Source organism: Saliterribacillus persicus (assembly GCF_003337485.1).
Lineage (GTDB): Bacteria > Bacillota > Bacilli > Bacillales > Amphibacillaceae > Saliterribacillus > Saliterribacillus persicus.
In genome coordinates this window covers 16,842-40,386 of the sequence record NZ_QPJJ01000001.1, presented here as the reverse complement: position 1 = coordinate 40,386, position 23,545 = coordinate 16,842, and the positions used below count along the sequence as shown (strand labels likewise).

The following is a 23,545-nucleotide window of genomic DNA, read 5'->3' as shown; positions in this document are numbered from 1 at the left end:
ATAGGTGCCTATTATTTGTTTATCGTACGTTTAATAGATCACTCCAGCCTGCTCAATGGTAACTTCAATCTTTGATTGGATATCAAGCTTTTTAAAATATCCTTTTTCTAATTTATTACCTTGTAATTGCTTTGAATGATAGGCTAACAAGTCTCTTCCGTATCCAAAAACATCTGAATTTGCCTCTTGCAATAATGAAATAACTTCTTCGGCATCTTCTCCCATTTGTTTTTTTATTTTAGTTTTTAATTCTTTAGCATATGCCTCATCAAAAAGGTGATCTTTTGGGTATTCATCAATTTCTATAGCTAGGTCTAAACCTAACTGTACCGAGAAATCATTTGAGGAAGTTGATGATATTGTTTTTTTTACTTTTGCTTTTAAAACCTGAAAAGACACATAATTATATACCCAGTTCTCTTTATTTTCTTCATTGACCTTATACGTGAATTCTGTGCCACTTTTTGCTTCCCCTGATAGCAGCATCATTATACTTGATTGATCGGGAGTAAGGAAATTCTCTGTATATTTCTTCCCATCAAATAATGCTAAACCTTGAATTTCAACAGCTCGGTTTTTAGGATCAAATTGAAGAAGTGGTAATCCAAAATCCTTCCCTTCATCAAACATATGGGTACAGATCGTTTGGATAGACTGTATAGGTAAAATCCTTTTTTCTTCTCCATTTCGAATTAGTTCTGTGAGATATTCCGCAATTAAATTTTGATCTTTCTCTTTTAGGGATATAATATCGCCAGCTTTCCCCTGCACCACACCTAACTTGGCGCTTAATGGACTTAATGGTTCTCGGTAAAAATTATCGAGAAAAGGGTAAATATCGATCTTCGCAAGTTCAGATCCTAACAATACCACCTGATTCTTTGAACCGCCATATTCACCTGATATTTTTTCGTTAATTAGTTTTCGAGTATCGTTGATCGTATCACCAACTGCTGAAACAACTTCATTAGCCATTCCTGTATCCGGATTTATTGGAATCGATCTAATCACAATTGTTTCTTCAATCTTGTTCTCAGCGTCTAAATCAAAGGCCATTCCATAAATTAATCGAGTATTTTTTAGTAAATGTTGATCCCAACATCCAGTTAATAAGAATAATGAAAGAATAATAAAACATACTTTTGTGTTAGTCATTGGTCAATGCTTCCTTTTTTCTAAATAATCTTTTCAAGCTTGCTATCAGTAATAAAATAAAGGGAATACCTGCTGTGAAAATATAACTAAGATTTGAAATAATTTTTGCCAATAAATTAATACTGTTCATATCTTTTGGCAGAAAATAAATAATGATTAACAGCATAATTACAATCAAATAAGTGACTTTTTTATGCTTGGCTTTCTTCAAGATTGTACTAATACCAAGAGCTGACGAGTATAAATAAATAACTAATGTGGTTAATACACTAACAGACCATAAAGAAAGAAAAAATAAATCCATTCGGTCTAGCAGCTTAAATTGTAAAGCCTTTAACATATAAAGAATGGGTTCAATTATCAACTTTATTTCATATGGACTAAAAACAACAAACGTGGTAAAAACAACAAACGTATAGATTACTGTTGTAAATATGTTTCCAACTAACAAAAAGCTATATTTTCTGTTCTTTATTTTAATAAAAGGCATTAGGATAAGGAAAAGCTCAAATCCTAAAATGGATATATTGACTTGATGAGTGGCTTTTATAATATTTGTTACTCCTGCTTGTCCTACTGGTAAGATATATCGAATGTCAAAAAAGCTAAATGCGGGTATCGTAATTAAAATTAAAAGAATGACAAAAATAACAGAAATGGAAAAAAAACGAGCTATAATTTGTAGGGATTCACTCGCTATATATGCACTGAGCATTAAAATTAATATAGAAATAACGATATTCGGTGTTTCGAAAAATATCCACCTTTTAAGAACATCATTAAATAAAAGTGTTATTACCACGAGCGTTGATAAAAAATAAAAAATATAACTAATGTTGATTAAAGCACCTAAATATTTACCTGCAATAAGCGGAGCAAATTCAAAAAGCGTCTTATTCGGATTGGTTTTCATTAGATACCAAATGATCGTTATAAAAAGCTGGACGATCATCCCAGAAAGTATGACAGAAATCCAACCATCACCTTTAGCGACTGGATGGATCTTGTTTGATAAGGAGAGAATTCCTACTCCAATTTGACTCTGGATCAGAATAGAAACACCCACCCACCAAGTAATTTTATTCTTATCACTCATTTTGTTCATCCCATTCTCTTGGATTGTTCGATTCAAGAGTTCTATACTTTGCATTCGCATCCTTAGGTCTTTTTTGGAGGAGCCATGTTGGAAAACGGACGAAAGTATCTTTAAATTCAGATAATCTAAGCGGTGCAAAAGGTGAAAAGTATGGTGCACCAAATGTATTTAATTTGCACAAATGTATTAAGATAATAGAAAAACCAAACACAATACCTATCAAGCCGAATAAAGCTGATGAGATCATTAAAGGAAATCCTAACAGTCTAATCGAAGTGCTCATTTCAGTAGATGGAATGATAAAGGTTGCTAATGCAGTTATAGCTACGACAATGATCATCATGTTTGATACTAAATTTGCTTCTACTACTGCATTACCAATTACTAATCCTCCTACTACTCCAATTGTTTGTGCAACAGGACTAGGTAGTCTTATGGTTGCTTCACGAATTAATTCCAAAGTAACAGCCATAAAAATAGCTTCTAATATAGGTGGAATCGGGATTGGTTCTAAAGAAGATTTAACGGTAAATAATAATTCTACAGGTAATATTTCATAGTGAAAAGAAACTACTGCTATATAAAAAGAAGGCAGCCCTATTGCAATAAAGAAGCTTACCACCCTTATTAGTCGGTAGAACGATCCGTTTAGCACTCTACTATTATAATCATCTGGTGATTGAAAAAAACTGATAAAAGGAGATGGGGCTATTAGAGCTGTCGGACTTCCGTCGGCCAAGATACCTATTCGTCCATCAATCAAATTTGCAACTACCTTATCGGGTCGTTCTGTATTTAATAATTGAGGAAAAGGTGAAAATGTCCGTTCCTCAATATATTCTTGTAAAAAGCCGGGAGTTTGAATGATGTCAGCTTTTATAGATTTAATTCTCTTTTGCACTTCCTTGATTAATTCAGAGCTTGTAAGGTTTTCAATATAGATAATTGCTATTTTATTTTTCATCGCGTTACCAAGTTCAATATATTCTACTTTTAATTTTGGATTTTGAGTTTGCGCTCTAATCATAAAGATATTAGAGCTTAAATCTTCAATGAATCCAATATGTGAACCTCTAATTACTTGCTCATTATCGGGTTCATCAACATTTCTGTTATTCTCACGTTTAACATCCATTAGTAAAATAGTGGTGTTATCCGAAGTGATATAGGCACAATATCCATTTGCAATTAGTTTCACTACTTCTTTTAAATTTTGAGATTCTTTCAAAGTCAAGGTTGTTATAGCATTTATTACTAGCGATGCTTTTTCTAGTTTCTTCAAAGGTTTAAGAATATGATTTTCTATTGTCTCTTTTGAAATTAATGTTTCAAAATAAATTAAATATCCTTTTTTATCATGGATAGGTAAGGGTTTTATAATAAGGTCATGACTCTTTCCCAATTCGGTTTGAATAAACTCTGCGTTAGCTTCTATGTCAGGTGTGGTATTTTTATCTTTAATAGAATTTATTTGATAAGGCTTAACACTTTTGGAATAAGTATCCTTCTTTTGTTTTGTTTTCCCTTTTAGAAAGTTAAACATATATACTCCTCCAAAAATGATATTTCTTTTTAGTATGCTAATCAAATCTTCGATTATTCATTAATTTTGATAAAGCGATAGGAATTTAAAATTTCTAAAATTGGGGATTGAAATATTTCCTATAAACGAATATTATAATAGATGTTGTTTTAAATATTCGTATATAGAAGGTGTTCTGGTGAAAAATTTATTTAAATTAAGAGAAAATGGTTCAAATGTAAGAACAGAGGTTACTGCGGGGATTACAACCTTTCTTACGATGGTTTATATTGTGATCGTTAACCCAGCTATTTTATCAAGTGTTGGTATTCCACTTGATCAAGTGTTTATGGCTACCATCATTGCCGCTGTAATAGGTACTCTTTTAATGGCGTTTTTTGCAAATTACCCAATTGCGATAGCTCCAGGGATGGGTTTGAATGCTTATTTTGCAACGGTAGTAGGTGCTGAAGGATTGTCCTATCAAACAATTTTTGGTGCTGTATTCCTGGCTGGTGTATTATTTATACTACTGAGTTTAACAAAGCTACGAGAAACTTTAATATTTGCCATTCCAGCTTCATTGAAATTTGGAATTACAGCAGGAATTGGTTTGTTTATTGCTTTTATTGGATTAAGAGAAGCAGGCTTTGTAGTGGCGAGTGAAGCTACATTAGTCACGCTTGGTGATCTATCTGATAAAACGGTAATGCTTGCTCTTATAGGCTTACTTCTTATTTTGATTTTTATATCTTTAAAAATCAAAGGTTCTTTATTTATTGGAATGTTAGTTACTGGTTTGCTCGCATACTTCACAAATCAATTACAATTTGATGGGCTAGTAGATACTCCACCAATGCCTGTGTTTTTTGATATTGATATAGCAGGAGTTTTCTCGAACGGACTTTATGGAGTTGTTTTCGTATTTTTACTCGTAACTTTATTTGATACAACCGGTACGATGATAGGTGTGGCTGAACAAGCTAAATTGATGAAGGATGGAAAATTACCAAGAGCGAAGTCAGCATTAATGGCTGATGCTGTTGCCACCACAACTGGCTCTCTTTTTGGAACAAGTCCATCTTCTGCATATATCGAGTCAGCAGCGGGTGTTGGAGCTGGGGGGAGGACAGGATTAACATCTCTAGTAGTTGGTTTATTATTTATAATGACGATGTTTTTCTCTCCAATAATTAATGCGATTTCCATGGTTCCGGCTATCACTGCACCAGTCCTTATTATTGTAGGCTGTTTTATGATGGAAGGCTTAGCTAAAATTGATTGGAAAAAATTTGATGAAGCTTTTCCTGCTTTTGCTATTATATTAACAATGCCACTTACATCAAGTATTGCTACAGGTATCGCGGTTGGATTTATTACTTATCCACTAATGAAAGCTTTGGGCGGTAGCGCCAAATCTGTTCACCCATTATTATATATTTTTGGTTTAATATTTTTAATCCAAATGATATTCTTTCCTGTACATTAATAGTGAAAAGGAACTTGACTAGTGTTGAGTTTCTTTTTTATTGGGGTTAGAAAATTATAAATTTATCCTATTTGTAAAAAATGTTGGTAGTGCATTCGCCTAAACGTAAAAAAATCAACTATTGAGAAAGCGCATTTGATAAGGAATAACAAGTTCGAAAGCTCACTGTGGTTCCTTTGTCTCAGTTTATTTAGTCTAAGTCTGATTACCTTGTGCATTACTTTTATGTACATTCATCAAATATAATCTATCAAAAAAATAATATGGAAAATAGAGACAAATGTAACTATTTTTATATCTATTACGTCTGTTATAGTAGAAGAAAAGAAGAAAGGAGTATTCAGATGAATCGACTAGCCCTATTTACCTTGCTATTGTTCATTACTTTATTAGTAGGTTGTCAAGTAGAAGAAGAAGAAGCTATTCCAAATGGATATTTTAATTATGAAAAGGACCAGGTTGAAAATGCCGTAAAAGAATTGTCATTTCAACCAGAACTACCTACTTTTTTACCAATTGCAACGGAAGTAGTAGTAACAGATAAGTTCGAGCTGCTTGATTCATCAAATGAAGCTCTTGATATCAGTATGTATACACAAGAAAATGATATATTCACCATTCAATTAATAGATGGTGAAACTACGAAAGAAGGACCAAAGGTGGAGGTCATTCTATTAGATGAGCAAACAGAAGCAGAATTTGTAGATCAAATTTTTTCAAAAATGTTAATGTGGAATAAAAATGGTGTTACTTATAAAATAATCTATCGTCCCAATGATATGAACACTCGTAACGCTAAAGTGACCAAGGAGGATTTAGTAAAAGTTGCTCAATCCTTTCATTCATAATTTTCGCAATTTTAGATCATTAATAAATATGTAGAAATACCTTTATTTTTAAAATTAAACATAATACAATGAGGATATTCCTTTTTAACTATTTAGCGCTTACATTGCCGGAATTTGTAAGATTAAATTTAGGAAAAAAGGGAAGGGTACTAAAGTAGTGTATATATCTTAAGGAGGGAATCTTGTGGGAATTATTTTAGGTTTACTTGCGATTCTTATTGTATTAGCAATAGCATATGTTATGTCAAACAATCGTAAAAAAATTAACTATGTTGGAATCGGTATCATGCTAGTTGCACAATTACTAACCACATGGTTTATGTTTATGACACCGATTGGTGAGGCAATTATTAATTGGATATCTAACGTATTCAATAAGTTAATTGAGTTTGGTTCGGAAGGGGTATCGTTTGTCCTTGGTGGTATAGCAACAGAAGATGGTGCAAATGTGTTTTTCTTTAATGTACTTTTAATTATTATCTTCTTCTCTACTATACTTTCTGTTTTAACATATTTGAAGATTCTTCCAACTATTATTAAATATCTTGGTGGATTAATTTCAAAAATAACTGGTTTACCTAAAGTGGAGTCATTCAACGCAGTTAACAGTATGTTTTTTGGACAATCTGAAGCACTCATTGCAATTAAATCACAATTTCATCATTTAAATGATAATCGATTGTATATTGTGAGTGCATCTGCAATGGGTTCCGTATCTGCATCTATTATTGGAGCTTATCTACAAATGCTTCCGGCACAATATGTGTTAGTGGCAATTCCATTGAATATGTTTAGTGCATTAATTATTGCATCTATTATTGCACCAGTGGAAGTAGATAAAAAAGACGATGTGGTTGATGTTAAGGACGCGTCTGGAGCGAATAGTTTCTTCGAAGCAATGGGTAACGGTGCTTTAGATGGTGGTAAAATTGCCCTTATCGTTGCATCGATGTTAATTGCATTTATCGCGTCTTTAAACCTTGTAAACTGGGCGGTTCAAGGAATCTTTGCTGGGGTTACTTTACAACAAATTATAGGATATGTATTTGCACCGATTGGTGTGTTAATGGGTATCGCACCAGGTGAAGTTATTGATGCTGGTGGTATTATGGGCTTGAAAATAATTACCAATGAATTTGTTGCTATGCTTGAATTACAGGCAATAATGGGCGAGTTTTCTGAGAAAACTGTCGGAATTGTAACCGTATTTTTAACTAGTTTTGCTAACTTCTCTTCTATTGGTATCATTGCTGGTACAGTTCAAGGGATCGATTCTAAAAAAGGTGCGAAAGTATCTAGTTTTGGATTGAAGTTATTAATCGGGGCAACATTAGGTTCTATCCTTTCTGCTACTATGGCAGGGTTATTCTTATAAAATGAAGGGAGGCGTATCGGAGAAAATTTCCGATACGCTTTTTAAAATCCCATGAATCTTTGTTTTAAATTCTCTCTTAGTGGAATAGTTATACTAAACTTAACTTTCAGGAGTGAATAAAATGGAAAAATATCATTCATATATAAATGGTAATTGGATTGAAAATGACGATAAGTTAGAAGTTCTTAATAAATATACACAAGAGGTTTACGCAACAGTTAGCAAGGCTAACGAATCATTAGTAGATGAAGCTATTACAGAAGCTGGTAAGGCATTTAAGGAAAAGGCACTCACACCTTATGAACGTTATGAAGTATTGAAAAGGGCTTCGGAAATCATGCTAGAAAATAAAGAAGAACTAGCATTGCTAATCACTACAGAAGCTGGAAAGCCACTAAAACAATCTAGAACAGAGATTGAACGCTCTTCTAAAACCTTTGAAATTGCTGCAGAAGAGGCAAAACGTATAAATGGAGAAGGGGTTCCTGTAGAAGCAACACCTGGTTCAGAAAATAGAATGGCTTTTACGATAAAAGTTCCGGTTGGTGTTGTTGGTGCGATCAGTCCTTTTAATTTCCCGTTAAATCTAGTATCACATAAAGTAGCTCCAGCTCTTGCTGCGGGCAATGCTGTTGTACTCAAACCAGCTAGTAAAACACCATTATCTTCGCTTAAATTAGCAATGATCTTAGAGGAAGCTGGACTGCCTAAAGGGTTATTTCATGTAGTTGTAGGAGCTGGTTCTACTGTAGGTCAAACAATGATGGAAGATAAACGCATTGCCTTATACACATTTACAGGCAGTGCTGCAATTGGCCAAAAATTAAAAGAGGAAACTGGGATTAAAAAACTAATTCTTGAGTTAGGCAACAATTCACCGGTGATTGTTGATAAAGAAGCAGATATCCAACAAGCTGCTGAAACTTTAGCTAGTCAAAGCTTTGCATTTAGTGGTCAGGTCTGTATATCGGTGCAAAGACTCTATGTTCATGAAGATATTGCAAAAGCATTTAAAGAAAAATTTATTAAAGCGATCGAGAATTTAAATGTTGGTAATCCTCATGATGCTGATACAGACGTTGGTCCAATGATAGCGGAGGAAGAGGCAAAACGCGCAGAAGAATGGATTAATGAAGCCCTATCAAATGGTGCTTCGTTGCTTCATGGTGGTGCGCGAAAAGGTGCATTACTTCAGCCAACAGTCTTAGAAAATGTAAAAAAAGATATGAAAGTGGTCTGTGAAGAAATTTTTGCACCTGTTGTTAGTCTTATTTCTTATAGTGATTTAGAAGATTGTATCGATGAAATAAATGAATCTGATTATGGACTCCAAGGTGGTATTTTCACACAAAATATTGATACAGCATTTTATGCAGCAAAAAATGTTCGTGTAGGTGGTTTTATGATTAATGATGGCTCCCAATACCGAGTAGATTTAATGCCATACGGTGGTGTGAAGGATAGTGGGAACGGAAAAGAAGGTCCGAAATACTCGATCAATGAAATGACGGAAGAAAGATTAATTGTCATGAATTTAAAATAGACTATTAGAACCAGCAGCGATAGTTGCTGGTTTTTTGCGTTAATTTCTATAAAAATAGTTTTTAAGAAATAATGTCAATTGCTGAAAATAGAAGTACAATTACATCAATATAAATATAATATAGTGCAATTTAATACAAAATGTTAATTTTTACATAAAAGACTGGATTAAATTGTAAAATAATAGTTTAATGTAATTATATAATATGTTTTAAAAAGACAGGTGAAGCAGAATGATGTGGAATCTACGAATACCAGTAATTATTTTTCTATCGGGAGCTGTATCTGGGATTTATCAAGTAAATCCGGACTTATTTATTTTGGAGGGCTATTGGTTTAGAAGCTTACAATTTATTTTTTCCATAGTAACACCCTATCTAATAATGGAAAAAACCGGGGTTAATAAACTGGATGTTCATTTTTCCCTTGGTTTATTGATAATTCTGAGTGGTATATTAATTGATATATTACTAGTATAAGATTCGGGTAGGATTAAGAGATAGAAGACATTATTTTTATATATCCAAAATGAATTGGAGGGCGTGATTCACGCCCTCCAATTCGATTAAATTACTCTTCATTTAAAATGTGGACCTTATTTTTTTGTTTCCTTTTGACTTTGTATAGGGCTTCATCCGCACGCCTTACTATTTCGGTAATACTATCTCCATGCTCCGAGCGCCACACTGCCCCGCCAATACTGCAACCGACTGTTACTTTTTGGTTATTTATAGTGATTGGTTGATTAATCGAAGAAATAATTCTCTCGCCCACATTTTCGGCTAATTCTAAGGGGTCATTAGAAGTGGTTAATACCACAACAAATTCGTCCCCACCTATCCGAGCTACCAATTCATCATTTCGAACATTAGCCTTTATTCGTATACCTATTTGGTATAGTAGCTCATCGCCAACTTGGTGACCAAAAGTATCATTTATTTCTTTAAAGCCGTCTAAGTCTAAATAAAGAATTATCAATGTATCAAAATTTTTGGTAGCTTTATCTAGGAAATTTTCTAAGCCATTACGGTTAGGTAAACGTGTTAAATGATCCTGATGGGCTACGTCCTCCATTTTTTCCAGTGCTGTTTCTGTTTGTGTTAAATTGTTTATTAGATTTCTTAAGGAATCAGATAAGATCTCTATCTCCACAATTCCCTTGTAGGTAGGGATTTCTAAATCTTCCCCGTCTCTTAGCCTATCTGCAACATTTGTGATTCTCTTTATTGGACTGGCAATTTTCCCAGCTATAAACCAACCAATTAATGCAAATAGAATAACAAGTAAAACACCAGATATTAAAAAGAAGGTAATTAGTTCCCTTGTAGAAGAATAAGCGACTTCTGTTGGCTGACGAACCAATATGGTCCATCCTAATCCGCGGTAGTCTTGATAGCCGTCTGTCTTTACATATCCTGTTAGATACTCTTCCCCGTCTGGCCAGATTTCAATATTCCAGCCTCCCTGATCTACTTCAGCAGCAGAAAGGCTTTCTAAGTCCAGAGGTTCACCTATCAAATCGTCTGGACCTAATATAATGGTTTTATCAGATTCACTAATAACAAATACTTCAAGCTCTTTTTTGTTTTTAAGTGTTTCCGTCATGGTTGATCTTACTTCTTTCATCCAATCCCAACTTAAATGAGCAGCTAGAACCCCAATAAATTCATCATTATAATTATAGATTGGTGTGCTAATATCAACGAACTTCATCTCTTCACCAGTTGGATTTGGAAGTAATTCGGCTAATAAAATAGCTTCATGTACATCGCCTATAAATGTATCATTTTGAGCTTCTTTATAAACTGGACGTTCAGAAATATCAACACCTTCAAGAATACCACTTGTAGAGGCCCTAACAGTCCCGTTTTTATCTGTATAGCCAATCCAGGCAAAGTCAGCAAAAGTTGCCTTTAGCTGATCAAGAAGTATTTTTACATCATTTAAATCCTCAGGGTCTCTTAAATCTTGAAGTTCGCTTAAAACGCCAATCTCTCCATATCTTGACCACATAAAATGATCTAATTTATCCCCCATTAAAAAAGCGCTTTCTCCTAATGAATTACCAATTTCAGATTGAACCTCTTTAATCGATCGCTGACCAATAATGAAACTCAATAGAAGGATTAAAATAATTACAATTGTCGCAAAACTGATGGATAACAATCGTCTTAGACTTATAGAACGCACATCACTCACCCTTGCCCTTTTTTTGCGAATCTTATCTCTACATAATACGACAAATTAAGATAAAATGCGACAATGTAACTACCTTTATATGAAAAGTTTATAATTGTTAGGATTGTTTTCCTAAATCATTTCAAAATATGATAGTAAAAACAAAACAGCAATTTTTCATTTTTTGATGAATTAGCTTTGTTGAGTATCTAATTTTTTCTGTAAACTGTGCTGTAGGTAATACATTCTTGTAAATAATGCAATGGCACCTGCTGCTAATCCAATGATTAAACCAAGCCAATAACCATAAGCCTCCATATTTGTATAATTAGCGAGCAGCCACCCACTAGGTAAACCTATAATCCAATACGACACAAGGGACATCCAAAAGGTTATATTAACGTCTTTATAGCCGCGCAATACTCCTTGAATTGGAGCTCCAATTCCATCAGCAAACTGGAAGAAAATCGCATAGAACAAGAAATGTTTTGTTAACTCTATTACTTCTGGATTAGTTGCATATAAGCGAGCCACTGGATCATCAAAAATATAAAGAATAGCTCCTGCAAAAATAGAGATGAACATGCCTGATAGAATTCCCATGTAGGCATAATGCTTCGCATCGGAAATTCGTTTAGCTCCAATTTCAAACCCTATTACTATCGTTAATGTCATTGCGATACTTAATGGAATCATATAAAGCAATGAGGCGAAATTAATAGCTGCTTGGTGTGCTGCTATCGTATAAGTGCTGTAAACACTCATAAATAACGTAACAGCTGAAAAGATGCTAACTTCAAAAAAGATCGAAAAGCCAATAGGTACACCAATTTTCAACAAAGAGATCCAACTTTTAAAGGAAGGTTTACTCCAACTTCTAAAAATATGGTGCTTTCTAAATGGTCTTACGACATGGACAATCCAAACTGATAATCCAAGTGCGATCCAATAAGTCAGAGATGATGCAATTCCTGCGCCAATACCGCCAAAGGCAGGTAGACCAAGCTTTCCAAAAATAAAGACATAATTGAAGACGATATTTAATGGCAGTGACAGCAGGATAATGAACATAGATATCCTTGTTTGACCGAGCGCATCTATGTAGCAGCGAATAAGGTTATAGACAAACATTGGAATTATTCCAGTACCAATTGAAATTAGATAATATTTTGCAACATGTTGAACACGTGGCTCTAAGTCCATGAAGGAAAGAATAGGATCAATGAATATAAAACCTAGAATAGATACAATGACCCCAATTGTAATCGATAACCATATTCCTTGTTGTACCGTATATGGTACGTCTTGATCTTGTTTAGCACCAACCATTTGTGCAACAATGGGAGATAATGCCATAAGTATTCCTACAATACCCATAGAGACGGGCACCCAAATACTTGAGCCAATCGCAACACCAGCTAAATCTGCTGCGCCAGCCCTTCCAGACATAATTGTGTCAAAAAGGGTCATTCCATACATACTTACTTGCGTTATTAGAATAGGTATAAGTATAATCAGAAAGAGTTTTATTTTTTCGCGTTTTGTTTTTGTTTGGTACATGATGAACTTCCTTTATTTGATATTTTAATCGAATCGAATGGATTATAGCATAGTCGCATATTTTTGCATATAGATTAACACGAAAAGAAAGGACGATTAGATGAATAAGAAACAAATCATTATTACAGGTGGAGGTACGGCTGGACATGTGATGGTAAATCTAGCAATTATTCCAGTTTTATTAAAAGAAGGATGGACGATCGATTATATAGGATCAAAGCGTGGAATAGAAAAAGATTTAATCTCTGAGTTGGAAGGTGTAAATTATCATTCTATTTCAACAGGAAAATTAAGAAGGTATATGTCTATAGAAAATATAAAAGATCCTTTTAAAGTATTAAAAGGGACCTTGCAAGCTTTTCGAATCATTGGTAAGAAAAAGCCAGTTGTTATTTTTTCAAAGGGTGGTTTTGTTTCGGTTCCAGTTTTAATTGCATCTAAATTACGAGGAGTTCCGGCAGTCATTCATGAATCCGACTATACTCCAGGACTAGCAAATAAAATAGCCATTCCATTTGCTAAAAAGGTGCTCGCCACTTTTAAGGAAACGTTGGAATATATTCCTGCCCAAAAAGCTGAGTGGGTAGGAGCGGTTGTAAGAGACGAATTATTTACAGGAGATAAAGAAACAGGGTTAAGACTTACTAACTTTAAAAGAGATAAAGATGTCCTTTTAATCATGGGTGGTAGTGTTGGATCAAAAAAAGTTAATGAAGCGGTTCGAGAAGCCTTAGATCAGTTATTAACTACTTTTCAAATTATTCACATATGTGGAAAGGATAATATTGATTCAAGCTATGAACAGCCTGGATATATCCAATACGAATATGTTAGCGATGAATTAAAGGATTTATTAGAAATAGCTGATATCGTCTTATCGCGAGCAGGGGCAAACTCAATTTTTGAATTTTTAGCACTGAACAAACCAATGCTTTTAATTCCTTTATCAAAAAATGCTTCTAGAGGCGACCAAATTGTAAACGCACAGTCATTTAAAAAGCAAGGGTATGCCCGCGTACTAGAAGAAGAAAATCTTACTGTTGATCGTTTAGTACAGGATTTAGTGAGTTTACAAAAAGAAAAAACAGCTGTTATAGAAAAAATGAAAAATTATCAAAGTGTAAAAGCGAAGGATAGAGTAATAGAAATTATTAAAGAAGAAGCAAAAGAATGATTGTTTGTTTAAACTTAAAAACCATATGTAAAAGTATTTTCATAGGTTAGAGTGTTTAGTTAAAGTGCAAATTGCTTAGCGATTTGCACTTTTTATATTTCAAATTAACATGAATCTTTCAACAATAACAGCAACACTATCCATGTTCTTAATACTGTATTTTGTTAAAATACGGTGATTTAGGTCCTTTTTAAAATTCTCTTTAATGAAATGGAATTTTTTGTTTACAGTTATATGGTTGCGGGAAAAGAATTTGCAAGGTTAATTCTTAAATAAGGATAACCTTAAATCTTTTTTAATCAAATGAAAGGATGTTATATGTGAGAGCAGTTACTTTCCAAGAAAAAGAGCATGTACAAGTGAAAGATGTGGAGGCGCCGTCCATTCAGAAAAAGGATGATATGATCATACGAATAACAGCTACAGGTATATGTGGCTCTGATTTACATCTCTATCATGGAGGCATTCCTTTAGCACAAGACTATATCATAGGACATGAACCAATGGGAATAGTGGAAGAAACAGGTCCTGACGTGAAAAGCTTTAAAAAGGGCGATCGAGTAGTTATTCCTTTTAATGTAAGCTGCGGGCACTGTTATTATTGTAATCATCAAATGGAAAGCCAATGTGATAACTCTAATCCTCATGGAGAAAACGGTGCGCTATTTGGTTATTCAAAAGACATGGGAAATTATCCAGGTGGTCAAGCTGAATATCTGCGAGTACCTTATGCAGACTTTTCTTCTTTCAAAGTTCCTGAATCAAGTGAATTAGATGATGAAAGTGTTTTGTTTCTTTCCGATGTTATTCCAACAGCGTATTGGAGCGTTGAAAATAGCGGTGTCAAAACAGGAGATACAGTGATTGTTCTTGGAACTGGTCCCATTGGTCTAATGGCACAAAAATTCGCCTGGTTAAAAGGGGCAGAAAGAGTCATTGCTGTGGATCAGGTTAAACATCGTCTAGAGCATGCGAAAAAAACAAATAATGTTGAGACATATAATTTCAGTGAAAATAAAGATATTGGTAGTATCCTGCACGAAGCAACAAATGGTGGTGCAGAGGTAGTCATCGATTGTGTTGGTATGGACGGTACTGTACCGCCTGATGCGAAACATGGCTCTGATGGAAATAATCAATTTGGTACCATCAGCCCTATCATCACTGCTTCTCAAGCCGTTAGAAAGTTTGGAGTAGTTCAATTAACTGGAGTTTATGGAACAGAGTCAAATAATTTCCCATTAGGAGATTTCTTCACCCGAAATGTTGCGCTTACGATGGGGCAAGCTCCTGTGATTCATATGATGCCAGCTTTATATAAAATGGTAGAGAATAAACTAATTGATCCTAAAGATATCATTACGCATACGATGCCACTTACAGAAGCGGCAGAAGCCTATCGAATATTTGATAAAAAAGAGGACGGAAACATTAAAACTATATTAAAGCCATAAATTACTGAAAAACATAAAGGACGTTGGGTAACTACCTAGCGTCTTTTATTATGATATTAAAAAAATCAATTCATAATGAAATGTGCATGAGTTTTTTTAACAAAAGAGATTATTATTCTTCCAATAAAATTTCAATGTTATTTTCCAATAATTGATATAATAAGGTATATAATCAATTAAGGGAGGAATATAAAATGCAACATTTCTTTGTATGGGTGACAGTTATTATTTTAGGATTTATTAGTTTATTACACTTTTATTGGTTGTTTGGAGGGAAACGAGGAATACTTGCGGTAATACCTGAAAATGGCGATAGGGAAAAGTCTTTTATGCCGAAATGGTATCAAACTTTTATTGTAGCAGCTGGATTACTAATCATGGCACTTATATTATTAATACAAAATAATGCTATTCCTTACTTTACCCCCAACACGATTACAAAAAGTTTTACTGCTTTTTTTACTCTTATCTTTTTTATGAGAGCAATTGGTGACTTTAAGTATATGGGATTCTTTAAAAAGGTAAATAAAACGACCTTTTCCACATATGATACACGCATTTATTCTCCTCTTTGCTTATTTCTTGGCTTTATCTTTTTGGTCTCCTTTCTTTTTTAATTAAGATTGCTATGCTAGGAATAGTTAATTTCTTCAATCAACCTTAGCGCTTTTAAGAGGTTAAATTATTAATCTTTAAAGAGATGCACTTAAAGCTTAATAAAACACATGAATAAGTAAATAATAAACTGAAAGTTTTGTTATTATCAAAGTTACTAAAAATAAAGATGATTTCTATACAATATAGAAATCATCTAAAAAATTAATATAAAAGTTATTGACTATACACATTAAGTCCATGCCAGTACTAGTATAACGTTCAATCTATAAGTTTTTATTTCAATTTTTTTGTAAAATTTGAAAACAATGATACCCATACTCATCGATGGTGACTTTTGTATTGTCATTGAAAGTCATATATTTGTTGGCAAATAATTCTTTCACCGACTTATTAGCTAAAATTTCTATATTAGTTATTTTTTTGCGATTACTATTATTTAAAACAAATAAAAGCCTTTGTTCGTCTTTTTTCTTTAAATAAGCGATCACATCATTTTCTGCTTTAAGAAATTGAAATTGAGATTTATTACCGAACCCGGAGATTTCTTTTCTCATTTGTATTAATTTTTTTACAAATTGATATAAATCTCGATCTTGTTTTTCTTCATTCCATTCCATACAATCACGACACTCTGGGTCATCACCACCTGTCATACCTATCTCATCTCCGTAATAAATGCAAGGTGAACCTATGAATGAAAATTGAAATAAGTAAAGTAATTTTACTCTGTTTTTGTTTTTATTTGCCATTGTAAGTATTCTCGCTGTGTCATGACTATCTAACAAGTTAAAAGCGAACTCATTCACATTTTCTGGATACATATGCAGTACGTTGGTAATATTATCTTTAAAATTTTGACTATCAATATTCTGTGTTGCAAAATACTCTACAGCACTATTCGTAAAGGGATAATTCATTACCGCATCAAATTGATCTCCTTGTAACCACTTTATAGAATCATGCCAAACCTCTCCTAATATATATACGTCAGGTTTAGTTTCTTTAACAATATTTCTGAATTCTCGCCAAAAAACATGATCAACTTCATTAGCGACATCTAATCGCCATCCGTCAATATCAAATTCTTCAATCCAATACCGTGCAACTTTTAACAAATATTGCTTTAATTCTTTATTGGCGGTATTTAATTTCGGCATTGAAGCCACGTGCCCAAAAGCATCATAATTAGGGAAATCTTCTCCGCTAACGGGAAAGTCTTTTAAATGAAACCATTCCTTGTAGCGAGATTTTTCTTGGTTTTTTAACACATCTTGAAATGGCTCAAAATAATAACCACTATGATTAAATACTGCATCTAACATAACTTTCATACCACGCTTATGACACTCTTCTACTAGTTTTCTTAGACTAGCTTTATCTCCAAAATGAGGATCAATTTCGAAGTAATCAATCGTATCATATTTGTGATTTGAGTATGATTTAAATATCGGAGTAAAATAAATGCCAGTAATACCTAAATCAGATAAATAACCAAGATGATCGATAACACCTTGAATATCACCCCCAAAAAAATTTGAAGGGGAGGGAGCTTCACTTGCCCACGGTAATGTGTTTTTGGGATTAAGTGAATCGTCTCCATTCGCGAAGCGCTCAGGAAATATTTGATACCAAACTGTATCTTTTACCCACTCTGGTGCTTGAAACAAATCGATTTCATGCAAAAACGGAAAACAAAAGAAAGCATTTATATCCTTTGGTACTGCGTTTGAAAATCCTCTTTCTGTATATATTATCTCTTTTTTATCATTTCCTATACAACGAAAGCCATAACGCAATCTACGATATTCAGGTTTAATTGAAATTTTCCAATAATCTGTTAACTTAGTTGAACCTGTTTTGACCATGTAAGTAATCTCATATTGCCACTTTTCCCCCTCAAAATTATGAGGATCTGCATAAAGTAACCCAATTGAGTCTACGTCATCCTTTTTTGTCTCTATCATAATATCAATAGTTTCTTTGTTTCTGGCATAAAGATATGGATTTGCTGCTCGGTGTTTAATTGCTTCAATAAACATGAAAAAAACTCCTTTCTGTTAGGAAAATAAATTAAATTAAGTATAATCATGTAACGCGTTTCTTATCAAAATAAGTTGTAGTAGAAAAGTAACATCTCAAATAAAGCGCAACCGATTGCGCAAAATGTACATACTTCACCCTAGGAATCATTGTAATATTTTTTTTGCATATTTTAAGTGCTCCTTTTTTAAAATAAAAAAACAACCCCAGCTTTAAAACATAAAGCCGGGGTTGTTTGCTCGAAAACGAGAAAATCAGCGCCCTCATTTTTCAATGAAGTTTGTCTTGTTACTGATATTATCGCAATTATTAATTGAAATGTCAATTGTTTTTTTAAATATTTAGGTTTATTTTTTTCTTTCTATATACTGTTAAAAAATGAGTGTTTAAAAAATATTTTTAAAAAAGAAAACGCTTGCGTATATTGTTTTTATATGTATAATGAAAATAAGTTACCGAGCAATCGGTTGCGCAAAAATAATAAAAGGGAGAGGTTTTAATGAAAAAGAATAGTTTATTTTTATCACTAGTTTTACTCTTGTTCGCATTTGTAACATTAATAGCTTGTGCACCAGAGAGGGAGGTAGAAACACATTCTAACACCCCTGATACAAGCAAGAATGGCAAAGTTGAAGATGAACAATCAGCAATTGACAAAAGTAAACCAGAAGAATTAACAGTGTGGGCAAATGATGAAGAAGAACAATTAGCAGCAATAGAGAAAATTGCCTCTGATTATGAAAAAGAAAATGATATCACAGTAAATGTAGTACCTAAATCCTTGTTAGACCAACTTGATGAATTAGCATTAGCCGGACCTCAAGGGAATGGTCCAGATTTGTTCTTTCAGCCACATGATAGAACTGGTGATATTGTAGCACAAGGTTTAGCTCAACCATTGGATATTACTGAGGAGGATTTGAGTGATTATAGCGATGCTTCTATTCAATCTGTGCAGTATGATTATGAAGGGCAAACAGATATCTACGGTCTACCAGCAGTTATAGAGACTTATGGTATTTTCTACAATAAAGATATTATAGAAGCTCCTGAAAATATTGAAGATTTAAAAGTCGCACTAGAAGAAAAATCTGATCCTTCTCAAGATCAATACGGATTTCTAATGAAACCGAATGATTTATATTTTTCTTATCCTTTTTTTAAAACTAGTGGCGGATATATTTTTGGCGGTGAAAATGGCACATATGATACTAGTGACATAGGTCTAGCTAATGAAGGTGCAATTCAAGGAGGGGAACTGTACCAGTCATTTTTCGGCGAAGGTCTAATACCACCCTCAACCACTGTAGATGTAATAGATGGGTTATTTACAGACGGAAAGGTTGGAGCTGTTATAAATGGTCCTTGGAGTATCCCTGGATATAGAGAAGCCTTAGGTGATAGCCTTGGTTTCACACCATTTCCTGCTATAAATGATCAACCAGCAAATACACTTGTTGGTGTGAAAGCATGGATGGTTTCTTATTATTCAGAAGAAGTTAAATGGGCGACTGATCTTGCTTTATTTATAACTAATGAAGAAAATCAAAAGCACTACTTTGATGTAGCGGGTGAATTACCTACAAATACTAATGCAATCAAGGCAATTGATGACCCTGTATTTAGTGCTTTTAGTGAAGCGATTGAAAATGGAGTACCAATGCCAAGTACTCCACAGATGTCTCAAGTTTGGGAGCCAATGAATAACGGATTACAGTTTTTAGCAGAAGGCGAAGACCCTTCATCAGTACTAAAGGAAGCTGTAGAATATATTCAAAGTAATATTGAAGCTAGTGGTGCTCAGTAATAAAGTGATGGGAAGAAATTATATTTCTTCCCTATCATTATTTCATCAAACTTCTATGGGGGTAATCTGATGAGTCATAAATCAAAAAATAATAACTTTAAAAAACATAATCCAAATCTCGCTACCTTTTTATCTATTATTTTAGCAGGATTAGGGCAAATTTATAATCAGCGCTTTTTAAAAGGATCTATTTTTATTGTCATCGAGTTAGCCGTTTTAATTACTCTTTTGGATTCTATAAATTTTGGGCTGTGGGGTCTAAGAACACTTGGAACAATTCCAGGGGAAGACCATTCTATTCAGCTATTAGTATTCGGTGTATTGGCGCTAATTTTGGCTGTTATCCTTGCTGCGTTATATGCGTTCAATATTATAGATGCGAGAAGTCAAGCAATAAAAATTAAAAATGGTTGGAAACCTCATGGCATTAAAGAATCAATTAGTAACTTTTATAATTATGCATTTCCCTACTTGATGACTGTACCTGGATTATTGCTAATGATTTTTGTCGTGATATTTCCTTTGATTTTTTCAGTCTTATTAGCTTTTACAAATTATAGTTTATATAATTCACCGCCAAGAAACCTCGTGGATTGGGTTGGTTTCGAAAACTTCACTGAATTAATTACAGTTCCAATCTGGCAAGATACTTTTATAAGCGTTCTAGCCTGGACAATTGTATGGACAGTAACTGCAACCACCTTTCAAATAGCTGTAGGTTTGTTTTTGGCATTAATTGTAAATGATCCGAGAATTCGTTTCAAAAAACTTATTCGTACCATATTTATTTTACCTTGGGCAGTTCCGGCTTTTGTAACAATATTAATATTCTCGGCTATGTTTAATGATGATTTTGGAGCAATTAACCGCGACATTATAATTCCTCTTTTTGGTGGTAGTGGTATACCATGGTTAAGCGATCCTTTGTATGCTAGAGCAGCTATAATTGTAATTCAAACCTGGTTGGGATTTCCATTTATATTTGCTTTATTCACGGGTGTCTTACAAAGTATTTCAAAAGATTGGTATGAAGCGGCAGATGTCGATGGAGGGTCCCGTTTACAAAAATTCCGCTTTATAACTTTTCCACATATTTTATTTGCAACTGCTCCGTTATTAATTATGCAATATGCGCAAAATTTTAATAACTTTAATATTATTTACCTTTTTAATGAAGGTGGGCCTCCGGTTAGAAATCAAAACGCAGGTGGGACCGATATTTTAATCTCTTGGGTTTATAAACTGACTTTTGAAACAAATAATTATGCGATGGCTGCAGTTATTTCATTAATAATGGGACTAATTATTTCTGGTTTCGCTTTTTATCAATTTAGACAAACTAAATCGTTTAAAGAAGAAGGTGAATTATAATGAATCAAAAACAAAAATCTAGAATTGAAATAACATTGATGTATTTTGTTATTGTAATAACTTCAATCATTATATTTTATCCATTGATTTGGACAGTAGGAATGTCCTTCAATCAAGGTACAAGCTTATATTCATCTTCTATTATTCCGGAAGATTTTTCTTTAGAACACTACAAATGGCTATTTAGTAACAGTAGTGATTATATTTTATGGTATAAAAACTCTTTAATTGTATCATTTTCTGTAGCAATAGGAAGTGTTATTATCACATCCTTAGTTGCGTATGCATTCTCCCGTTATAAATTTGTAGGTAAAAAGAATGCGTTATACATCTTCTTGTTGTTACAAATGTTTCCAGTTATGATGGCGATGGTAGCGTTATATATATTTTTAAATATGATTGGAATGCTTGATACTTTAACAGGTTTAATATTTGTATATCTGGGAGGACAAATTCCATTTAATGCGTGGTTAGTTAAAGGTTATTTTGACACAATTCCTCGTGAGCTAGATGAGGCAGCAAAAATTGATGGCGCAGGTCATTTGCGAGTATTTTGGAGTATAATGCTTCCTCTAGCTAAACCGATATTGGCAGTAGTTGCCTTATTTAATTTTATGATGCCTCTATTTGATTTTCTTTTACCATCCATTGTACTAACGAGTCAGGATAACTACACTTTAGCTGTTGGACTCTTTAATTTTATTAATGACCAATTTGCTAATAACTTTACTAGATTCGCAGCTGGGTCAATATTAATTGCTATACCTGTTGCAACTGTTTATCTCTTTTTGCAACGGTATTTAATTTCAGGCTTAACTGCTGGTGGTACTAAAGGCTAAATCTTCATAAAATCGGCTCTAAATAATAAAAATCCAGTATAAATAAGAATGCAGCATTTCAGTTTTATATAGTCGTTTTAAGAATTGAAAATTTTAATAAGACATTCACTGACATGTAATTATAACCTGTCTTAGGAAGCTGCATTTCTATTAATAGACAATTTTCAACTATTTAAAAAGTGATTTGTTATAAGCTCAATATCAATTGTGCGTTTTATGCTAGATATTATAACCTTATCTTATTGGTGGAGGTATAGCAGTAATGATAAAGGTTAGATTTATTAATCGAGAAAGGTAATCATTCCTTTCTCGATTTTGTAAAAAACTATAACGTGAATATTTCCAATAAAGTACTCGATATCTATCACGAATAAAAGGTTGAAATTACAAGTTGAATATTAAATATAAAGGGTGAGGGATATGGCAGTAACAATTAAAGATGTAGCAAAAGTTGCAGGAGTGGCACCTTCAACAGTATCAAGAGTAATTGCTGATAATCCTCGAATTAGTATGAACACAAAAATCCGTGTACGTAAGGCAATGAAAGATTTAGGTTATCATCCCAATGTCAATGCGCGTAACTTAGTTGCTCGGTCCTCTCAAGCAATTGGCGTTATTATGCCTTCTTCAGCAGACAATGCCTTGCAAAATCCATTTTTTCCTGAAATATTAAGAGGGATTGGTGCATGTGCTCATGAAATGAAATATTCTCTTTATATATCAACGGGAGGTAACGAGCAAGAGGTCTATGAAGAAGTTCAAGGAATGGTGCATGGTAACCGTGTGGATGGTATCATTTTACTTTATTCAAGAGTAGCTGATCCAGTTCAGCAATTTCTCATCGATGTTAAATTCCCATTTGTGATTGTTGGAAAGCCCAAGGAACGAGAAAGTGAAATCACTTATGTAGATAATGATAATGTAAAGGCGAGCAAGGAACTTACCAACCATTTAATAGAGCTTGGGCATGAGCGCATTGCTTTTATCGGCGGATCCCCTAAACTTACGGTGACCACAGACCGTCTGCAAGGATATAAAACTGCAATAGAAGCTGCTAATCTTCCGGCTCCACTAGATTATGTTGTTCATGCCGAATTTTTAACTTCTGGTGGTAGAGATGCTGTAGAACAGCTTTTTGCCTTAGAAGCACCACCAACTGGCCTAGTTATCGCCGATGACTTGATGAGTTTGGGTGTTATTAATACGTTGGAAGAAATAGGCTTAAAGTGCCCGGATGATGTTTCGATTACAAGTTTTAACAATTTATATTTATCAGCATTTATTAACCCTCCGCTCACCACCGTAGACATCCAAATTTATATGTTAGGCATGCACGCTACTCGTTGTTTAATTGAAAAAGCGAAGGATAAGGAAGAACCTGCTAAACGAATTATCGTTCCATATGAGATTAAATACAGACAATCGTCAGAATTTTTAAAAGAAGAATAAAAATAACACTTACGACCTTATTGATTAT

At 33.6% G+C, this 23,545-nt stretch carries 18 protein-coding genes; 12 read left to right on the top strand and 6 right to left on the bottom strand.

Annotation, left to right across the window (positions count from 1 at the left end; translation table 11 throughout):
• Positions 1 to 30 precede the first annotated feature (30 nt).
• Genes DFR57_RS00185 through DFR57_RS00175 form a run of 3 tightly spaced genes read right to left on the bottom strand, consistent with a single transcriptional unit; the run spans position 31 to position 3,794 of the window.
• A complete protein-coding gene (locus tag DFR57_RS00185) occupies positions 31 to 1,155 on the bottom strand; it encodes a Ger(x)C family spore germination protein (protein WP_114351117.1) in 1,125 nt (374 codons plus the stop codon).
• A complete protein-coding gene (locus DFR57_RS00180) occupies positions 1,148 to 2,251 on the bottom strand; it encodes a GerAB/ArcD/ProY family transporter (RefSeq protein WP_170132860.1) in 1,104 nt (367 codons plus the stop codon). The genes DFR57_RS00185 and DFR57_RS00180 overlap by 8 nt, the downstream gene beginning before the upstream one ends.
• Complete coding sequence (locus tag DFR57_RS00175; RefSeq protein ID WP_114351115.1) at positions 2,244 to 3,794, bottom strand: spore germination protein; 1,551 nt, start codon at positions 3,792 to 3,794, stop codon at positions 2,244 to 2,246. Before DFR57_RS00175 ends, DFR57_RS00180 begins: the two co-directional genes overlap by 8 nt.
• Positions 3,795 to 3,969: 175 nt before the next feature.
• On the opposite strand from DFR57_RS00175, the gene DFR57_RS00170 reads away from it, so the two are divergent.
• The 5 genes from DFR57_RS00170 to DFR57_RS00150 all read left to right on the top strand — a co-directional run bounded on the left by DFR57_RS00170 (position 3,970) and on the right by DFR57_RS00150 (position 9,506).
• Positions 3,970 to 5,262 carry an NCS2 family permease gene (locus DFR57_RS00170; protein ID WP_114351480.1) on the top strand — a complete coding sequence of 431 codons (1,293 nt, stop codon included), beginning with the start codon at positions 3,970 to 3,972 and terminating at the stop codon, positions 5,260 to 5,262.
• A gap of 344 nt (positions 5,263 to 5,606) precedes the next feature.
• On the top strand, positions 5,607 to 6,110 hold the full coding sequence (locus DFR57_RS00165; RefSeq protein ID WP_114351114.1) for a hypothetical protein: 504 nt from the start codon (positions 5,607 to 5,609) through the stop codon (positions 6,108 to 6,110).
• Between the two features lie 184 nt (positions 6,111 to 6,294).
• Entirely contained in the window at positions 6,295 to 7,485 is a 1,191-nt protein-coding gene (locus tag DFR57_RS00160) for a NupC/NupG family nucleoside CNT transporter (RefSeq protein WP_114351113.1), read from the top strand.
• Positions 7,486 to 7,606: 121 nt separating this feature from the next.
• Positions 7,607 to 9,028 (top strand): aldehyde dehydrogenase family protein, encoded by a 1,422-nt coding sequence (locus tag DFR57_RS00155; protein ID WP_114351112.1) that lies wholly within the window; start codon positions 7,607 to 7,609, stop codon positions 9,026 to 9,028.
• 232 nt (positions 9,029 to 9,260) lie between these two features.
• Complete coding sequence (locus DFR57_RS00150) at positions 9,261 to 9,506, top strand: hypothetical protein (protein ID WP_114351111.1); 246 nt, start codon at positions 9,261 to 9,263, stop codon at positions 9,504 to 9,506.
• Between the two features lie 91 nt (positions 9,507 to 9,597).
• Here DFR57_RS00150 and DFR57_RS00145 read toward each other — a convergent pair whose 3' ends face one another.
• Both DFR57_RS00145 and DFR57_RS00140 read right to left on the bottom strand, forming a co-directional pair.
• Entirely contained in the window at positions 9,598 to 11,217 is a 1,620-nt protein-coding gene (locus tag DFR57_RS00145; RefSeq protein WP_114351110.1) for a sensor domain-containing diguanylate cyclase, read from the bottom strand.
• A 180-nt stretch (positions 11,218 to 11,397) separates the two neighbouring features.
• Positions 11,398 to 12,765, bottom strand: a complete 1,368-nt coding sequence (locus DFR57_RS00140) for an MATE family efflux transporter (protein WP_114351109.1) — start codon at positions 12,763 to 12,765, stop codon at positions 11,398 to 11,400.
• Between the two features lie 100 nt (positions 12,766 to 12,865).
• On the opposite strand from DFR57_RS00140, the gene DFR57_RS00135 reads away from it, so the two are divergent.
• From DFR57_RS00135 to DFR57_RS00125, 3 genes are all read left to right on the top strand, one after another.
• Entirely contained in the window at positions 12,866 to 13,939 is a 1,074-nt protein-coding gene (locus DFR57_RS00135) for an undecaprenyldiphospho-muramoylpentapeptide beta-N-acetylglucosaminyltransferase (protein ID WP_114351108.1), read from the top strand.
• Positions 13,940 to 14,259: 320 nt separating this feature from the next.
• On the top strand, positions 14,260 to 15,393 hold the full coding sequence (locus DFR57_RS00130; protein WP_114351107.1) for an alcohol dehydrogenase catalytic domain-containing protein: 1,134 nt from the start codon (positions 14,260 to 14,262) through the stop codon (positions 15,391 to 15,393).
• 194 nt (positions 15,394 to 15,587) lie between these two features.
• Positions 15,588 to 16,010, top strand: a complete 423-nt coding sequence (locus DFR57_RS00125) for a DUF3995 domain-containing protein (protein WP_114351106.1) — start codon at positions 15,588 to 15,590, stop codon at positions 16,008 to 16,010.
• A gap of 279 nt (positions 16,011 to 16,289) precedes the next feature.
• Here DFR57_RS00125 and DFR57_RS00120 read toward each other — a convergent pair whose 3' ends face one another.
• Positions 16,290 to 18,050: an alpha-glycosidase gene (locus tag DFR57_RS00120; protein ID WP_114351105.1), complete on the bottom strand. Its 1,761-nt coding sequence runs from the start codon at positions 18,048 to 18,050 to the stop codon at positions 16,290 to 16,292.
• A gap of 500 nt (positions 18,051 to 18,550) precedes the next feature.
• On the opposite strand from DFR57_RS00120, the gene DFR57_RS00115 reads away from it, so the two are divergent.
• From DFR57_RS00115 to DFR57_RS00100, 4 genes are all read left to right on the top strand, one after another.
• Positions 18,551 to 19,858, top strand: a complete 1,308-nt coding sequence (locus DFR57_RS00115) for a sugar ABC transporter substrate-binding protein (protein WP_114351104.1) — start codon at positions 18,551 to 18,553, stop codon at positions 19,856 to 19,858.
• 69 nt (positions 19,859 to 19,927) lie between these two features.
• The gene (locus tag DFR57_RS00110; protein ID WP_114351103.1) at positions 19,928 to 21,229 is read left to right on the top strand and encodes a carbohydrate ABC transporter permease; all 1,302 of its coding nucleotides are present in this window, start codon (positions 19,928 to 19,930) and stop codon (positions 21,227 to 21,229) included.
• A complete protein-coding gene (locus tag DFR57_RS00105) occupies positions 21,229 to 22,068 on the top strand; it encodes a sugar ABC transporter permease (RefSeq protein WP_114351102.1) in 840 nt (279 codons plus the stop codon). The genes DFR57_RS00110 and DFR57_RS00105 overlap by 1 nt, the downstream gene beginning before the upstream one ends.
• 420 nt (positions 22,069 to 22,488) lie before the next feature.
• Positions 22,489 to 23,517 carry a LacI family DNA-binding transcriptional regulator gene (locus DFR57_RS00100; RefSeq protein ID WP_114351101.1) on the top strand — a complete coding sequence of 343 codons (1,029 nt, stop codon included), beginning with the start codon at positions 22,489 to 22,491 and terminating at the stop codon, positions 23,515 to 23,517.
• Positions 23,518 to 23,545 lie beyond the last annotated feature (28 nt).

Coding starts and splice junctions, on each gene's coding strand:
- DFR57_RS00155 (WP_114351112.1), top strand. CDS start 7,607: ATGGAAAAATATCATTCATATATAAATGGTAATTGGATTGAAAATGAC.
- DFR57_RS00165 (WP_114351114.1), top strand. CDS start 5,607: ATGAATCGACTAGCCCTATTTACCTTGCTATTGTTCATTACTTTATTA.
- DFR57_RS00120 (WP_114351105.1), bottom strand. CDS start 18,050: ATGTTTATTGAAGCAATTAAACACCGAGCAGCAAATCCATATCTTTAT.
- DFR57_RS00135 (WP_114351108.1), top strand. CDS start 12,866: ATGAATAAGAAACAAATCATTATTACAGGTGGAGGTACGGCTGGACAT.
- DFR57_RS00110 (WP_114351103.1), top strand. CDS start 19,928: ATGAGTCATAAATCAAAAAATAATAACTTTAAAAAACATAATCCAAAT.
- DFR57_RS00150 (WP_114351111.1), top strand. CDS start 9,261: ATGATGTGGAATCTACGAATACCAGTAATTATTTTTCTATCGGGAGCT.
- DFR57_RS00100 (WP_114351101.1), top strand. CDS start 22,489: ATGGCAGTAACAATTAAAGATGTAGCAAAAGTTGCAGGAGTGGCACCT.
- DFR57_RS00185 (WP_114351117.1), bottom strand. CDS start 1,155: ATGACTAACACAAAAGTATGTTTTATTATTCTTTCATTATTCTTATTA.
- DFR57_RS00115 (WP_114351104.1), top strand. CDS start 18,551: ATGAAAAAGAATAGTTTATTTTTATCACTAGTTTTACTCTTGTTCGCA.
- DFR57_RS00175 (WP_114351115.1), bottom strand. CDS start 3,794: ATGTTTAACTTTCTAAAAGGGAAAACAAAACAAAAGAAGGATACTTAT.
- DFR57_RS00105 (WP_114351102.1), top strand. CDS start 21,229: ATGAATCAAAAACAAAAATCTAGAATTGAAATAACATTGATGTATTTT.
- DFR57_RS00180 (WP_170132860.1), bottom strand. CDS start 2,251: ATGAGTGATAAGAATAAAATTACTTGGTGGGTGGGTGTTTCTATTCTG.
- DFR57_RS00125 (WP_114351106.1), top strand. CDS start 15,588: ATGCAACATTTCTTTGTATGGGTGACAGTTATTATTTTAGGATTTATT.
- DFR57_RS00140 (WP_114351109.1), bottom strand. CDS start 12,765: ATGTACCAAACAAAAACAAAACGCGAAAAAATAAAACTCTTTCTGATT.